This is a genomic window from Hydrogenophaga sp. (genome assembly GCF_030656115.1).
Lineage (GTDB): Bacteria > Pseudomonadota > Gammaproteobacteria > Burkholderiales > Burkholderiaceae_C > Hydrogenophaga.
Genome location: NZ_JAUSOO010000136.1, coordinates 1 through 14,774, shown reverse-complemented (window position 1 = coordinate 14,774; position 14,774 = coordinate 1). Strand labels below are relative to the sequence as shown.

General features: G+C 57.3%; 14 protein-coding genes. 3 read left to right on the top strand and 11 right to left on the bottom strand.

Going from position 1 to position 14,774, the window contains the following annotated elements; genetic code table 11:
* Position 1: 1 nt before the first annotated feature.
* From Q7J58_RS18165 to Q7J58_RS18145, 5 genes are all read right to left on the bottom strand, one after another.
* Positions 2–454 carry an NUDIX domain-containing protein gene (locus tag Q7J58_RS18165; protein WP_304831015.1) on the bottom strand — a complete coding sequence of 151 codons (453 nt, stop codon included), beginning with the start codon at positions 452–454 and terminating at the stop codon, positions 2–4.
* Between the two features lie 39 nt (positions 455–493).
* A complete protein-coding gene (locus Q7J58_RS18160; protein ID WP_304831013.1) occupies positions 494–1,372 on the bottom strand; it encodes an ATP-binding protein in 879 nt (292 codons plus the stop codon).
* Positions 1,369–2,616: a bifunctional glutamate N-acetyltransferase/amino-acid acetyltransferase ArgJ gene (argJ, locus tag Q7J58_RS18155; protein ID WP_304831011.1), complete on the bottom strand. Its 1,248-nt coding sequence runs from the start codon at positions 2,614–2,616 to the stop codon at positions 1,369–1,371. Before argJ ends, Q7J58_RS18160 begins: the two co-directional genes overlap by 4 nt.
* A gap of 63 nt (positions 2,617–2,679) precedes the next feature.
* Positions 2,680–5,445 (bottom strand): preprotein translocase subunit SecA, encoded by a 2,766-nt coding sequence (gene secA / locus Q7J58_RS18150; protein ID WP_304831009.1) that lies wholly within the window; start codon positions 5,443–5,445, stop codon positions 2,680–2,682.
* 169 nt (positions 5,446–5,614) lie between these two features.
* Positions 5,615–6,556: a M23 family metallopeptidase gene (locus Q7J58_RS18145; RefSeq protein ID WP_304831047.1), complete on the bottom strand. Its 942-nt coding sequence runs from the start codon at positions 6,554–6,556 to the stop codon at positions 5,615–5,617.
* Here Q7J58_RS18145 and Q7J58_RS18140 point away from each other — a divergent pair.
* Positions 6,437–6,928: a DciA family protein gene (locus Q7J58_RS18140; RefSeq protein WP_304831007.1), complete on the top strand. Its 492-nt coding sequence runs from the start codon at positions 6,437–6,439 to the stop codon at positions 6,926–6,928. The genes Q7J58_RS18145 and Q7J58_RS18140 overlap by 120 nt on opposite strands.
* Positions 6,929–7,599: 671 nt before the next feature.
* Positions 7,600–8,547, top strand: a complete 948-nt coding sequence (locus Q7J58_RS18135; RefSeq protein WP_304831005.1) for an IS5 family transposase — start codon at positions 7,600–7,602, stop codon at positions 8,545–8,547.
* A 222-nt stretch (positions 8,548–8,769) separates the two neighbouring features.
* Here the strand turns inward: Q7J58_RS18135 and Q7J58_RS18130 are convergent, their stop codons facing one another.
* The 4 genes from Q7J58_RS18130 to Q7J58_RS18115 all read right to left on the bottom strand — a co-directional run bounded on the left by Q7J58_RS18130 (position 8,770) and on the right by Q7J58_RS18115 (position 13,426).
* Positions 8,770–11,496: a toll/interleukin-1 receptor domain-containing protein gene (locus Q7J58_RS18130; protein WP_304831003.1), complete on the bottom strand. Its 2,727-nt coding sequence runs from the start codon at positions 11,494–11,496 to the stop codon at positions 8,770–8,772.
* A gap of 253 nt (positions 11,497–11,749) precedes the next feature.
* On the bottom strand, positions 11,750–12,271 hold the full coding sequence (locus Q7J58_RS18125; RefSeq protein WP_304831001.1) for a hypothetical protein: 522 nt from the start codon (positions 12,269–12,271) through the stop codon (positions 11,750–11,752).
* 30 nt (positions 12,272–12,301) lie between these two features.
* Positions 12,302–12,688 carry a TIR domain-containing protein gene (locus Q7J58_RS18120; RefSeq protein ID WP_304830999.1) on the bottom strand — a complete coding sequence of 129 codons (387 nt, stop codon included), beginning with the start codon at positions 12,686–12,688 and terminating at the stop codon, positions 12,302–12,304.
* Between the two features lie 474 nt (positions 12,689–13,162).
* Complete coding sequence (locus tag Q7J58_RS18115; protein WP_304830997.1) at positions 13,163–13,426, bottom strand: helix-turn-helix transcriptional regulator; 264 nt, start codon at positions 13,424–13,426, stop codon at positions 13,163–13,165.
* Positions 13,427–13,512: 86 nt separating this feature from the next.
* Here Q7J58_RS18115 and Q7J58_RS18110 point away from each other — a divergent pair, with 86 nt between their 5' ends.
* A complete protein-coding gene (locus tag Q7J58_RS18110) occupies positions 13,513–13,914 on the top strand; it encodes a hypothetical protein (protein WP_304830995.1) in 402 nt (133 codons plus the stop codon).
* A gap of 372 nt (positions 13,915–14,286) precedes the next feature.
* Here the strand turns inward: Q7J58_RS18110 and Q7J58_RS18105 are convergent, their stop codons facing one another.
* A complete protein-coding gene (locus Q7J58_RS18105; RefSeq protein ID WP_304830993.1) occupies positions 14,287–14,505 on the bottom strand; it encodes a hypothetical protein in 219 nt (72 codons plus the stop codon).
* A partial coding sequence (locus tag Q7J58_RS18100) for an ATP-binding protein (RefSeq protein WP_304830991.1) occupies positions 14,502–14,774 on the bottom strand: 273 nt, incomplete at its 5' end. The genes Q7J58_RS18100 and Q7J58_RS18105, both read right to left, overlap by 4 nt.

The window sequence follows — 14,774 nt, the reverse complement described above, 5'->3', positions numbered from 1 at the left end:
GTCAACCCGCTTGTTCTGCAGTCAACCATTCCAGCACGGGCACGGTGCCCGGTAACACAGGAGCACAACGGACTGGCAGTCGCTCCCAAGTAAACCTCTGCCCTTCGCGCATCTGCAGTACTCCGGTCCACTCGAACACCTTGCAAAAGTGCAGACGAACAAGCGCATGCGGATAGTCCACCAGCTTCTCTTTCCAGGTGTGGATCGCGCCTATATGTACGCCGATTTCTTCCTGCAATTCGCGCCGCAAAGCCTGCTCAATCGATTCACCCGCTTCCAGTTTGCCGCCAGGAAACTCCCAGTAGCCCGAATACACCTTGCCTTGAGGTCGGGAGGTCAGCAAAAACTCACCACTGGGCGCGATCAGAAGGCCCACGGCCACTTCAATAACGGGGCGCACTGGTCCGTCTGTGCGGTTGTGGCTGGCGTCCACCACCAAAACCTGGTCGTTCATGGAAAAGCCTTGCGGAGGTCGACAACCCATCGCATCCATTCAACCACGCGCAGCATGGGTTCCTGCGTAATCACGGGCAAACTGGTAGGCCACCCGGCCGCTGCGTGAACCTCTTTCAAGAGCCCAGACCAGCGCGGCGGGGCGAGCCGACTCGATTGCCTCAGCAGACACACCGAACGATGCCAGCCACTGCGCCATGATGGTGAGGTACTCGTCCTGGCTGAAGGGATAGAAGCTCACCCAAAGACCAAAACGCTCGGAGAGGGATATTTTTTCTTCCACCACCTCGCCTGGATGCACCTCTCCATCTGCGGTGTGTGTGTAGCTGAGATTTTCCTTCATGTATTCCGGTAACAGGTGACGCCGGTTGCTGGTGGCGTAAATCAGCACGTTTTGACCCGCCGCCGACACCGACCCATCCAGGATCGACTTCAACGCTTTGTAACCGGGCTCTCCGTCTTCAAAGCTCAGATCGTCACAAAACACCACAAAGCGTTCAGGGCGGTCTGCCACCACATCGACAATATCGGGCAAGTCCACCAGGTCGGCCTTGTCCACTTCGATCAGGCGCAACCCTTCAGCAGAGTACGCGCTCAAGCAGGCTTTGACCAGGGACGACTTGCCGGTACCACGGGCACCTGTCAGCAACACGTTGTTGGCAGGCAGCCCCTGCACAAACTGCAAAGTGTTGCGTTGGATTTTCTCTTTCTGCCCATCGATTTCCTGCAAGTCAGCCAACCGCATATGCGCGACATGCCGCACGGGCTCCAGCACGCCATGGCCGTTGCTGCGCTTGCGGTAGCGAAAAGCCACCGAAGCTGACCAGTCGGGTGCCCCCAGGGTTTGAGGGAGCACCGACTCGATGCGCGCCATCAGCTGCTCGGCACGCTCCAGCAAGCGCTCGAAATGGGCGTTCATGAGCGGTAGTCGGCGTTGATGGTGACGTAATCGTGGCTGAAATCGCAGGTCCAGACGGTTTCAGTAACCTCGCCGCGACCCAGGCCGATGCGCACCACGATCTCGGCGTCCTTCATGACACGCTGACCGTCTTCCTCGCGGTAATCGGGGTGCCGGCCCCCGGCGGATACCACATGCACATCTCCCAGGTGCAATTCAATTTTTGTGGCGTCCAGATCGGCAATGCCTGCGTAGCCCACCGCGGCCAGGATGCGGCCCAGGTTCGGGTCGCTGGCAAAAAATGCGGTTTTGACCAAGGGCGAATGCGCCACCGCGTAGGCAACCTGAAGGCATTCAGCCGACGTCTGACCGCCTTCAACACGGATGGTGATGAACTTGGTAGCACCCTCACCGTCGCGCACAATGGCATGCGCTAGCTGCTGCGCCAGCGGCGTCAGTGCGGCCAGCAAGGCCTGGCCGTCGGGGCTGCTGAGATCGGTGATCGGTGCGTGCCCAGCGCGACCCGTGGCGACCACCACAAACGAGTCGTTGGTGGACGTGTCGCCATCCACCGTGACGCGGTTGAACGACACATCGGCCAGCTTACGAGCCAGTGTGCTCATCAGTTCGGGAGCCACATGGGCGTCGGTGGCCAAGAAGCCAAGCATGGTGGCCATGTTGGGGCGGATCATGCCAGCCCCCTTGGCAATGCCTGTGGCTCTCACCGTGGAGTCACCTAGCATGAACTGGCGGCTGGCGGCCTTGGGCAGCGTGTCGGTGGTCATCACACCTTCGGCGGCAGAAAGCCATTGCGCACCGGAAGCCACGGGCGACTGAGCGGCCTGCTCAAGCGCCTGGGGCAAACCCGCAAGGAGCCGATCCAGAGGCAACGACTCCATGATCACACCTGTGGAAAACGGCAGCACCTGCTCGTGACCCAAACCGAGTGCGCGCGCCATGGCGGTGCATGTCTGGCGAGCCGCTGCCAAGCCCGGTTCGCCCGTTCCTGCATTGGCGTTGCCTGTGTTAATCACCAGGGCGCGAATGGCGGCTCCCGAGGCCAGGTGATCACGGCACACCTGCACCGGTGCGGCAGCGTAGCGATTCTGGGTAAACACGGCACCCACCGTACTGCCTTCGTCCAGCAGGAAAACCGTCAGGTCTTTGCGATGGACCTTGCGAATACCCGCCTGTGCCACACCGATGCGAACGCCAGGAATTGCCAGCAAGTCAGACGCCAGCGGGGTATTGAGTTGAACAGGCATAGGATCTCCGTGAAAAAGACGTGGCTTGCCGTGTGGCGACCCAAAGGGGTCAACCGCGGAATATCAGTCCAGCTTGCCGTGGCAATGCTTGTATTTTTTGCCGCTACCGCAAGGGCAGGGGTCGTTGCGACCCACACGGGGAACGGCATCTGCCAGAGCACCCGAGGCAGCACTCACAGACCCGACGCTGCTGATGACTTCCACCTCACCGGTTTCGGTGGGTGCGGTGTAAGTCACATTGGCAATCTGTTCTGCTCGCTCTCCCAACTGCTCTGCCGCCTGGGCAATTTGCTCCGCTGACTGCACACGCACATTCATCAAAATGCGGGAGACATCGTTCTTCACGCTGTCAAGCAGTTGTCCGAACAACACGAAGGCTTCGCGTTTGTATTCCTGTTTGGGCTGCTTCTGAGCGTAGCCCCGCAGGTGTATGCCCTGGCGCAGGTAGTCCAGCGCTGAAAGATGCTCACGCCACTGGCTATCGATGGTCTGCAGCAATACCACGCGCTCAAACTGGGTGAAGTTCTCTTCACCGACCACCTGGACCTTGCCGTTGAAGACCTCCTTGGCCGCCACCAGCACACGCTCCACAATGTCGTCAACATCAATCGCCTCGGCATCCGACACCCAGCTGGACATCGACACATCCACAGCCCATTCTTCGCGCAAATTGCGCTCCAGACCCGGCAGGTCCCACTGCTCTTCCACGCTGCCTACGGGCACATGCTGGTGCACGAGGTCGGTGAAGCAGCCGTCGCGCAGCGAATCGATCTGAGCGCGCAGACTGCTGGCATCCAGAATGTCGTTGCGCTGCTGGTAGATCACTTTGCGCTGGTCGTTGGACACATCGTCGTATTCCAGCAACTGCTTGCGAATGTCGAAGTTGCGCGCCTCGACCTTGCGCTGAGCGCTCTCAATGCTGCGGGTCACAATGCCCGCTTCGATGGCCTCACCCTCGGGCATCTTCAGGCGGTCCATGATGGCGCGCACACGATCACCCGCAAAAATGCGCATGAGCGAGTCATCCAGACTCAGATAGAAACGCGACGAACCCGGATCGCCCTGGCGACCCGACCGACCGCGCAACTGGTTGTCAATGCGCCGCGACTCGTGGCGCTCGGTCGCAATGATGCGCAAGCCGCCCAGCGCCCGCACCTTCTCATGGTCCAGCGTCCACTGCTGACGCACCGCATCAATACGCGCCGCTTTGGTGGCATCGTCAAGCGAAATGTCGGCCTGCACCGCTTCGACCATTTTCTCCAAGTTACCGCCCAACACGATATCGGTACCACGACCCGCCATGTTGGTGGCGATGGTGATGGCGCCCGGACGCCCGGCCTGGATGATGATGTCTGCCTCGCGGGCATGCTGCTTGGCATTCAGCACCTCGTGGGGGAGATTTTCAGCCTTCAGCAGCGCGGCGATGATTTCAGAGTTTTCAATCGACGAAGTGCCTACCAACACCGGTTGACCACGCTCATGGCATTCGCGAATGTCTTCGATCGCTGCGACGTATTTCTCTTTCGTCGTTTTGTACACCCGGTCAAGCTGATCGGTGCGCGAGCTGGGACGGTTCGGTGGAATCACCACCGTTTCCAGGCCATAAATTTCCTGAAATTCGTAGGCCTCGGTGTCGGCCGTACCGGTCATGCCGGAGAGCTTGCCGTAGAGACGGAAATAGTTCTGGAAGGTGATGGACGCCAGCGTCTGGTTTTCTGGCTGAATCGTCACCCCCTCTTTGGCCTCCACAGCCTGGTGCAGGCCATCGCTCCAGCGGCGACCCGACATGAGGCGCCCCGTGAATTCATCCACGATGACAATCTCACCGTTCTGGCTGACGTAATGCTGGTCGCGGTGGTATAGGTGGTGCGCCTTGAGCGACGTCACCAAGTGGTGCAGCAAGGCAATGTTGGACGGGTCGTACAACGAAGCGCCCTCAGGCAACAGACCCGCCTGGCTGAGCAACCGTTCCGCGTTTTCGTGGCCTTGCTCGGTCATGTGAATCGAGTGCGCCTTCTCGTCCATGGTGAAGTCGCCGGGCTTGATCACACCCTCACCCGTGCGCGGATCGGCTTCACCTTCTTGCCGCACCAACTGCGGAACCAACTGGTTGATGGCAAGGTACAAAGGTGTCTGGTCTTCAGCCTGGCCACTGATGATCAACGGCGTACGTGCCTCGTCGATCAGGATCGAGTCCACCTCATCAACGATCGCGTAATTCAGCGCCCGCTGCACGCGGTCAGCGGCTTCGTACACCATGTTGTCGCGCAGGTAGTCGAAACCGTACTCGTTGTTGGTGCCATAAGTGATGTCAGCACGGTAAGCGGCCTGCTTTTCTTCGCGTGGTGCCTGCGGCAGGTTGATGCCCACCGTCAAACCCAGAAAGTTGTAGAGCCGCCCCATCCACTGCGCATCTCGGCTGGCCAGGTAATCGTTCACCGTCACAACATGCACACCTTTGCCGGTGAGGGCATTCAAGTAAACCGGCAACGTAGCGGTGAGTGTCTTGCCCTCACCCGTGCGCATTTCGGCCACCTTGCCATGGTGCAACGCCAATCCGCCCACCATTTGCACATCAAAATGTCGCATCTTCATGACGCGCTTGCTGGCCTCGCGCACCACAGCAAAAGCCTCGGGCAATACAGATTCGAGCGCTTCACCGTCGGCCACTCGGCGCTTAAAAACATCGGTCTGAGCCTTCAACTCTTCGTCGCTGAGCTTTTCAAACTGCGCTTCCAAACCATTGATACGCTCCACAGTCTTGCGGTAGGTCTTAAGCAAACGGTCGTTGCGGCTACCGAAAATTTTGGTAAGGAAGTTTGTGGCCATACGTACAGGCCTGCACCGGACACCCGCAGGGTGCCGTTCAGGCAAAAGGGAATCGGAAGGTTCTTTCGAACGTGAGTGGTAAAAAGCACCAACAGCTTGCCGTTAGGTTCCACCAAACGTTCGTTTTTCAAGAGCAAGCGCACATTTTAACTGCGGCTTCAAGCCAGTCTCAGGGCTTGTGGGTACGGGCTGTTTGCAACTGCGCCGTCGCCATCGACTCGCCGGCAGCCAAGAACCGCTGGGGGTCGTGCGGAACACCAGAAACCCAGACCTCGAAGTGAAGGTGCGGACCAGTCGAACGACCCGTTGAACCCACCTCGGCAATTTTTTGACCCCGCTTGACGATGTCACCTTTTTTCACATCCACCCGCGAAGCATGGGCATAGCGGGTAATCAACTGGTTGCCATGGTCCACCTCGACCATATTGCCGTAGGCTGGGTGGTATTCCTGCACCACAACGACACCACCCGCTGCAGCCAGAATGGGAGTACCCGTATCTGCTGGAAAATCCAAACCGGTGTGCAATGCGGACCGACCGGTGATCGGATCAATGCGAAATCCAAACGGAGAACCCACAGGCACATTGGACACGGGCTGCTCAGTGGGAACCATGGTGCGTTGGATCTTCTGGTCAAAAAGTCGGGATTCGACCACAGTCAACCAATCGACGCGTGAACTGCTGGAAAGATCAAGTCGATCCATGGCCACCATCAACTCCGACACAGAAAGATCCCTTCCTGCCACCAGAACACCGCCAGCACCAAGGTTTGATTTGAACTCGGCAGGATTCAAACCAGCCAACCCAGCCACTCGCTCACCCAGCGACTCCAACTGCAACATCCGGGCCTGCATTTCCCCCAGCTTTCGTGCCATCGCATCGAGATTTTCCCGCATGAAAACCTCCTGCGTCTCCAGTTCGCTCCGATGCACCATACGGCCAACCGAAGCAAAACCAGGCCACCCCTGACGCACCCCTTCTAGAAACACCCCGTGGTAAGTGACAACGGAGCCCAGCATGAGCAAGATGGATACAAGCAGGCCTGCCCCGATCAGTTTGTAACCACTGAGGTGAAGGGCCCGACTTCTGGCCAACCAAGCGTCCGTGATAATGATGTGCACAATTTAACCTTCTCGAACAACCCCGGCACACTGCCGAAGCGACCCTACCGCATGCGCAACGCCCCACGACTTCACAGCATGCTCAGCTTGGCTCAAGCCGTCGGCGAGGCGCCAAGCTTGGCAGCACTACAGGAACGCATACGCGCATCTCAGCAATGCCTACAAATAGTGCGCCCCTTGATCCCTTCAACCCTACGGCAACACATCAAGGCAGGCCCCATGCAGGACACTGAGTGGTGCATTTTGGTAACCAGTGCTGCAGCATCGACCAAGCTTCGCCAACTGCTGCCTGCGATGCAGCAGGTTTTGACGCAAAACGGTGTTCAAGTCAGCGCGATTCGGATCAAAGTCCAAATGGCGTGACCGCAAACCATGCTTACCCGCTTTCGATAGCAGAAACGTTGCCGGGAAATTGTGGTGCCGCTTGTCTGACTCGAACAGACGACCTATCGCTTACAAGGGGTTATATGTAGGTCGGCCCGTTGCTTTTCACTGCCCCTTGGGAACCAAATTGTCTGTTGCGTTTGTAAAACGCCAGTGTTGCTTTTCAAAAATCAATGGTGCCGAGTGTCTGACTCGAACAGACGACCTACCGCTTACCTTACCACTTCGACTTTCGCCGCCTGACGTTTGTGGTCTGGACTATCCCTTGGCCCTAGCAAATGCCTTAGGCCCCCCCCGTCTAGTCTCTACACCTTCCCATCACTGGGCTTGGCTCGGGATTGGCGTAGCCCAAAGGGCGTTAGCTTTCCCCGAATTTGAGGGGTTCTACTCCCGTCATTTCCAACGGGGCACTCGTCACTTCAAGGCGGTTGCTCTACCAACTGAGCTAACCCGGCACTACACAAAGATTCTAACCTACGTTTGATCGAAACTATCGTTTGAGCCAGCGGTAGGGACCGCATGCTTGCGCCAGCGGAAGATTCAGGTGAATCGCCCCGGAATTGATAGACACCTCTGAGCCTCAAACCTGAGGCCCAATAGGAGGGGCTCTGTTGCACAAAGCTGCCCAACCGTACTGGTAACCTCCACCCATGACCGAACCCAAGAGCGCCAAGGCTCGCTACAAGACCACCAACTGGGCCGCGTACAACGCCGCACTCAAGGCCCGAGGGTCGTTGACGATCTGGCTGAACAAAGACATGCGGTGGTACGCCCCGGCCAGTGGCAAGCGAGGACGCCAGCGAATCTTCTCCGAGGCAGCCATCCAGTTCTGCCTGAGCATCAAGTGCCTGTTCGGCCTGGCGCTGCGCCAGAGCCTGGGTATGGTTCAAAGCCTGTTGCGCCTGGCGAATCTGGACTGGAGCGTGCCCGACTACAGCACCGTAAGCCGGCGCCAGAAGACGCTGCGGGTGCAACTGCCCTACTGGGCCAGCACCACCGCGCTGGACTTGCTGGTGGACAGCACCGGGATCAAGTTCCTGGGCGAGGGTGAATGGAAGCGCAAAAAACACGGGGCCGAGTACCGGCGGCAGTGGCGCAAGGTGCACCTGGGCATTGACGCCCACACGTTGGAGATTCGGGCCATTGAGGTCACCGACAACGGTGTGGGCGACGCGCCGATGCTGCCCGAGCTGCTGGCTCAGATACCGCCCGACGAAGCGGTAGCGAGTGTCAGCGCAGACGGGGCCTACGACACCCGGGCGTGCCATGCGGCGATTGCCCACAGAGGCGCGCAGGCGGTTGTCCCACCGCGCAAGAACGGCAAGCCTTGGAAGGCGACCTTCATGGGGGCGAGTGTGCGCAACGAGGCGCTCAAAGCATGTAGCCGGCTGGGGTGGGCCATATGGAAGAAGTGGAGCGGCTACCACCGCAGAAGCCTGGTGGAAACCAAGATGCACTGCTTCAAGCGCCTGGGCGAGCGGGTCATGGCACGCACGTTCGAGCGGCAGGTGGCGGAGTTGCATGTGCGGGTAGCGCTGCTCAACCGCTTTACGCAACTCGGGCGCCCAACAACGGTGCCCGTGGTCGCCATGGCATAGCTGCGTCTGGGGTTGGGGTTGGGGTTAGCTCGTTCCATTTTGAGTTGTGCAACAAAGCCGAGTCTCTGCAAAACCCTGATTTATAAATTTTTGATCTATATAAATCAATTAATTGCATGCGCAAAATCTCTGAAAAATAGGTTTTTGCAAACCTTCCTTGGCCCTCACACGAGATACCGTTCCGCCAACAATGTTGCTCGTCTTGGAGCTACTCGTACGACATCAGTCTTCCCAATAGCTGCGGCCACCATACTTCACAAGTTTCCCAAGCACCCGACCGGAGCCATCGGCACTGAGGTCGAGATGATGCTTGATGTCGCCCACGACTGATCGTGGCAGCGTCCCATCAGAACGGTATCGCTCAAGATCAGCATAGGCGGCACGCCTTTCGACTTCGTCTGCAAGGTCAAAGGTAAGAATCTTGATTCGCGCGGCATTTCCCCGAGCTATCTTGTTTGGCGCACCCCGATCGAGGTACTGACTTGCCTCGGCGTGCAGGCCCTTCCAGTCGCGCTCTATTTCGTTGAGTAGCATCAGGTCCCACTTCCTCCAAAGGAGCGCGTCATCCTGATAGGCTTGGAATGCCTCATCGCAAACAGCAACAACTGACCGCAAATCCAGACTGGGAAACTCCTGTTCGGCCACAAGCACAGCATCGACGGCTTCAGCTTCCAGTCGATCAATACGACGACGCGCATAGAAGCTCAGCCCGCCGATTGCACTCTTAGTCTTCAGAACCGATTCCCAGCGGTCGAGGTCCGCAAGGTTCTGAGAAACCTCAGCTGTGGGGGTGGATTGATCAAAGTACGTCCTCGCCAGCAGAGCGCGCAGCAGCACATCGATGTTGTTCGGATTCTCGCGTAACGCAACTGAGCACCTGGCGAACTCCAAAGCACGCACATAATTGGTTGGCTCAATGCGTAGCATGCACTGCACGGCCTCGTTCAACATCTGAGACCTTTGATGTTCAGTGCGACCTTCCCCGGGCAACTGATCAAGAGCTTGTTCATACTTCGGCAGCGCAAGCTGGTACTGCGACTTGCACTTGTAGGCAAAGCCCTGAACAAAGAGCGCCATTGCCTTCACCTTCGCCTCGTAGCGAAAATGAAAATTGGATGCATGACCTAGGTATCGGACTGCGGAAGCAACATCGTCATCCGATTGCTCGCGCGCCGCTGCCAGACCGAAGTATCTGGCAATCTCGAGCTTCGTCGAGTCATCTCGCACACGCTCGATCGCACCAAACGCGCGCCTAAGCAGTGGAAGAGCGGAACTAGTTTGGCCAAGTCTGTATCTCTGCCATCCCGCTTTGAACAACAGTGCAGCAGTTACGAAAACGACGTCGTCTGCGCCGATATCGGTGTCTGTCGCAAGTTTTGCCTGCAACCGGTTGTTCAGCACAACTGCGCTGTAGTCTTCGTCACGCCCAACTTCTACCGCTCGTGCGTAGCGCCGGATCAGGTCCATGGACTGACGACGCGGCAGCGCACCCGCGAAGTGAAGATTCAGCTTCCTCGCGAGCGCCCGAGGAACTCTGTAGGTTGACTCAGATAGATGCTCTACCAAGCCTACCTCCATCAGGCGATATAGCGAGTCGCCGATACTCACCTGTGAATTCCCGAAGATCTCACTCAACGCGTCGATATGAGCAACACCTAGAAGGTTTACCACATCCAGCAACTGGATCGCTGCGTTGTCATCCGATATGGATTGCCAAGCCCACTGAACAACCGCTTGTACGCGCTGGTCAAAGCGCTCGACCTCGACGGCGATGTCGCGCGAGAGGAAATCCAGCGACGCCCTTCGTGCGGCGACTCTGACAATGTCAACTATCAGCTTCGCATTGTTAGCACCGCCCGCGATAATCTCCGGTATATGCTGACGCCACCGAGCCACTCGCGCAGGATCGACCGCCGCTATCACGCGATTAGCTAATTCAGTGCTTTCGCTCTCTTCGAGTGTTGGCACGGCAATGTGGCCTGCGCTTGGTATCGCTCGCACCATGAACTCTGGAAGCGGTCGCCCAATAGTGCAGAAGATCAACGGCTGAACAGCCGAACGAATCAAGCCCAGATACTCCGCGGCCCAAAATGGCATTACTTCGGTTACGTCGGTCGAATCGTCCTTCGACACGACCACAAAGCATCGATTGGTGGCCAACAGCATCCCAAGTTGAGCGTAGTACCTACGCAACGCCAAAGGATTCTGCTGAACATCCTGCATCATTTCTCGCCGCTCGGCTATCGACTTGTGCAACACGTCGCCCCAGATCAACTGCAGTAAATCCTCGGGTCCGTCGACACTGTCCAGACTGATGGGGTATTCCGTCAGGTGCCGATACTCGCTTTGCGTAATGAGACGAACTAGAGTGCGTCGCCCAGATCCGTGAAAGCCGGAGACGAACGTGATCGGGGCCTTGGTATAAACGTCGCCAGTTTTCAATGCCTTGCGCAACAACTCTTGAAGCTCAGCCCGAGGGAGCAGCGGATGGTCCGATTGATCAATCTTCGCCAACTCCATCGATAGGCGCTGCTCAATCGTTCGATCTCGGACCGGGTGAGTGAATGCGCGGCCTTCCTGACGAAACGCTGCAAGTGCATCCACGTCAAGCCCTGTTTCAGGATCGGTGATCGTTTGGTCCAGGGGGGTCCCGTCTGCCTGGATGATCAAGAACCGTTGAAGTCTATCCTGTTTATGGTGCCGCAAGGCGGTCAGCAGTTCCCGCCGACACCATGGACGCCTCGGATCTCCAGCCACATACGCCGCGCTCCAGAACACAACGAATAGCTGACATTGTCGCAGCTCCGATAGGATTTCTGCCGGGAAGCTGTCCCCGTCGACACCTGTCCTGGTATAGGCGTAGACGAGGTCATCCCTAAACTTGGACCTGATGCGCTCGACAAGCGCTATTGCATCGCCAGCGAACGAGAAGAAGACGGGGTGTCGCATCTATGTCACTTACTAGATTGAGTACTTAACTGAACCAGCGGCAGGACCGCGGAGGGAGGTTGTCTTTCGGCGCATAGTGTGGCATTTGGTCTGTACCTTCATCGTTGCTCGCGGTGAGCGCTCTCAAGTCGCTCATCCTAAGTAATTGATTTATATGTACTTTTTTGAGCGACTTCGGAACGATTTGCGGCGCGAGCGGGCCGATTACTTCGCTAACCCCTCTGCAGTCCGTATGTGGATGGGCTGCTTTCATTCAGAAGCCACAACCTGGCCAAGGTGGTTCGCGTAAGACAGTAAGCCAACACCATGGGAACATCCGCGCAAAGACAATGATGTGCAGTGCCATGAAGACCAGTGGCACATTGCGCTCGATGTGAGTCAGTGGCTTATACAGAGCCGGGTTTGTTCCTCGCTCCATTGCGTCCCACTCTGCCTCGTAGGGGCTGATGGGGAGTCGCTTCTCAATCTGGTGAATTACCTTGAACTTTGCGGTATTGAGATTCGAATAAGAAATGATCAGGGTTCGCCAGAGCCATGAAAGAGCCGCTCCACCGCAGGCAAGCATCCAGTTGTACTCGCCAGTATCTTTCACCGAGAGATACCCAACAAAAGCCAAAATTGCCGAATTCAGACTGAGAAAGTAGGTATTGGCGGTAGCGCGCCTCTGGCTGATGCGGTCAGCCATTTCGACATAAAGCTTGTATTGATCTAGTAGATGGCTGTACCACTTATCGTTGTGCGGGTAGGTCGTGCCCTCAGCAATTTCGTTGAACAAGCCGGCTCGATCAACCTGTGGCGAGACCATTTAGCGAGCGCCTTTGATGAGGAGCGTTAGGTTCTCCCAAGTCCATGTGTAGAGCTTGTCGCTTGCTTTCGCCGTCGATGGCTTGGTGCAGCCGTCCTGGTAGGCGGCGACGAAGAAGTACGGCTTGTTGATTTCCTGGGCTATCGCGACTTCGTGTGCGACGCCCGTTGCCGTAGACATGTGCTTACCGCATAGGACGCAAACCACGTCGACTTGGGCCATTTTCGCCTTGATCTTTGCCTTCCAGTCGCCAGTAAGGTGTTCTTTCGAAGACCAGTCAGCAAATTCAAAGTCGGTGTCGGGGTGCTTTGACTGCCCAACTAGCAAGTCCTTTTGTCGGGCATCATTGTCATAGTCGAAGCTGATGAATACCCTTATCTTAGCCATACGTTCCTCCTGAATTCTCAGCAACATACTCGAAGCAACCTGAAGTTTAAGCCCATGGCGAAATAAGTAGTGTGGTTCCTCAGGTCACGCTGCAGTGTTGGAAACCCAGCCGAATAAACGTCAGTTTTCAGATATTCTTTCTGGTGGACTTCGAGACAGCTTTGGTTCGACATGCATCTATTGTTGCACGCAGAAGTAGTCGTTCAATCCGTTATGCTGCGAGCCGTGCAGTCGAGCTCCCGGTTCCGAGGCCTGAGGCGCCACTCAGGACAGACGGCGTGTAACTCTTGGTATTGGCGTTGTTGCCGTCCAAACAATAGACCGCGAATGACTATGATCAGCCTACGGAAGCTGCAGGTCGCGCGAGAAGGCTGAAAGTCCGCTCCCAGCCTTAAAGCGACCTTGATGATCGATGGTCGCGAGCGTGCGCTCCGAAGCACCTTCTGACCTCGCCAATGAGCAGCCAAGTGGGCTTCACGCCGATTTCCTGCGTTCCTTTTGCACACGAGTCCAGATCGATTTAATGAACTCGGCAGGATCAATCTCCAGCGCCTCTGCAAGGTGAAACACGGCGTTTAGGGCAGGTTGGCTCTGAGCCAGCTCCATCTTCCCCACAAACGTCCGGCTCAGATCTGCCCGGAATGCCAGCTCGTCTTGGCTGATGCCCAGACCATGACGACGGCTTTTGATCTCGCTGGCCAAGGCGCTGAGAATCGCTTCGTCCCGTGGTTTTCGCATGGGACGAATGTCATGGGACACACTCTTTTATGCACCCGCTTTTATGGTGCAAAATTGGTGGTGCACACAGTCCTCCAGAGGCCCCAATGAACCTGAACGATCTTCGCCCAACCGAACCAACACAGCTGGCTCAACTGTCGGAGTGCCTTCGTGGGAAAAGCGCGCAAGCGGCGGTACCCTCGGCTCTGCCCGAGAACTTTCTCATCTCCGTTGCCAGGGATCTGAGGATGCTAGAAGAAAACGAGGGTGATCAGCACGGATCGAGCTACCTTGCTGCACCCTTGATGCTGTTGTTCCTTCTTCACACGGGCAACAGAAACAGCAAGGCTGAGTTCACGATCGGTGAAAGCGCTGTCTACCGTTCATTGCATTTGTACCAGTGGGCGGTTGAACGGGAGATCGTCACACGGCTGGTTGGGGCAGGTGGTCTGAACGACGAATCCGCACTGCTAGAAGGACTGGAACAGACTCGAATGGCTTCGGATTAAGGCATCACTAGAATCAACCCAAACTGTGAGAAGAATCCATTGGGTTTGCGCGAGCGTAGAGCAATCGCCATAGTTACCGCTCTCGAAAATTACCGTGGCACTCGCCGCGGTTTCCTCCCTCGAGGCTTATGCAACACCTGCCCGACAGCAGTGAGGGTGTTCGAGCGCTTGTGCGGATGGGTAGGTGTCACACAAGCCTTAACAGTGTTAGCGGCGGTCTAAATCCGCGTAAATCTGGCGGCGGTAAACGGTGGCGCAATCTGGTGTCCATTTCTGGTGGCGGATTGCGGCGGCGGCTTTCGGTGCTGGATGCAACAACGACAAGGGCCCCGTCAGGGGCCCTTGTCGTTGGCGTGGGAGATTCGTTGGCGCTCAGAACGGCAAGTCCTGATCAAAGTCGTCCAACGGTTCTTGCGTCACACGCTGCTCCCGCAGCAGTTCCTGCACCGCCAGGCCGTAATGGGTCCAGACGCGATCGCGCAGATCATCCAGCAACTCCAACACCGCCCAGGCCTGCTCCGGGGTCCAGGTGTCGTCCACCGCGAAGGGCAGCCCTTGGCGCAGTCCTGAGGGCGGATGCCACGGTTTCATATCGCCTCCTTTGAAGGCTTGCGCTTGGCCGTGCGTGCCCGGGCGTGTTCTTGTGCCTCCTTGTGGCGGTACGACTGTCCCTTGATGCCCACAATCTCGGCGTGGTGAACCAGGCGGTCCACGAGAGCGACCACGCAGGCCGCGTTGGGGAACACCTCACCCCACTCGGCAAAGGACTTGTTCGTGGTGATCAGCGTGCTCTTGTGCTCATGGCGCCGGCTGATCAACTCGAACAACAGATCGGCATACCGGCTCGAATACGACAGATA

Coding starts and splice junctions, on each gene's coding strand:
- Q7J58_RS18135 (WP_304831005.1), top strand. CDS start 7,600: ATGACCGAACCCAAGAGCGCCAAGGCTCGCTACAAGACCACCAACTGG.
- Q7J58_RS18165 (WP_304831015.1), bottom strand. CDS start 454: ATGAACGACCAGGTTTTGGTGGTGGACGCCAGCCACAACCGCACAGAC.
- Q7J58_RS18110 (WP_304830995.1), top strand. CDS start 13,513: ATGAACCTGAACGATCTTCGCCCAACCGAACCAACACAGCTGGCTCAA.
- secA (WP_304831009.1), bottom strand. CDS start 5,445: ATGGCCACAAACTTCCTTACCAAAATTTTCGGTAGCCGCAACGACCGT.
- Q7J58_RS18130 (WP_304831003.1), bottom strand. CDS start 11,496: ATGCGACACCCCGTCTTCTTCTCGTTCGCTGGCGATGCAATAGCGCTT.
- Q7J58_RS18115 (WP_304830997.1), bottom strand. CDS start 13,426: ATGCGAAAACCACGGGACGAAGCGATTCTCAGCGCCTTGGCCAGCGAG.
- Q7J58_RS18160 (WP_304831013.1), bottom strand. CDS start 1,372: ATGAACGCCCATTTCGAGCGCTTGCTGGAGCGTGCCGAGCAGCTGATG.
- Q7J58_RS18105 (WP_304830993.1), bottom strand. CDS start 14,505: ATGAAACCGTGGCATCCGCCCTCAGGACTGCGCCAAGGGCTGCCCTTC.
- argJ (WP_304831011.1), bottom strand. CDS start 2,616: ATGCCTGTTCAACTCAATACCCCGCTGGCGTCTGACTTGCTGGCAATT.
- Q7J58_RS18120 (WP_304830999.1), bottom strand. CDS start 12,688: ATGGCTAAGATAAGGGTATTCATCAGCTTCGACTATGACAATGATGCC.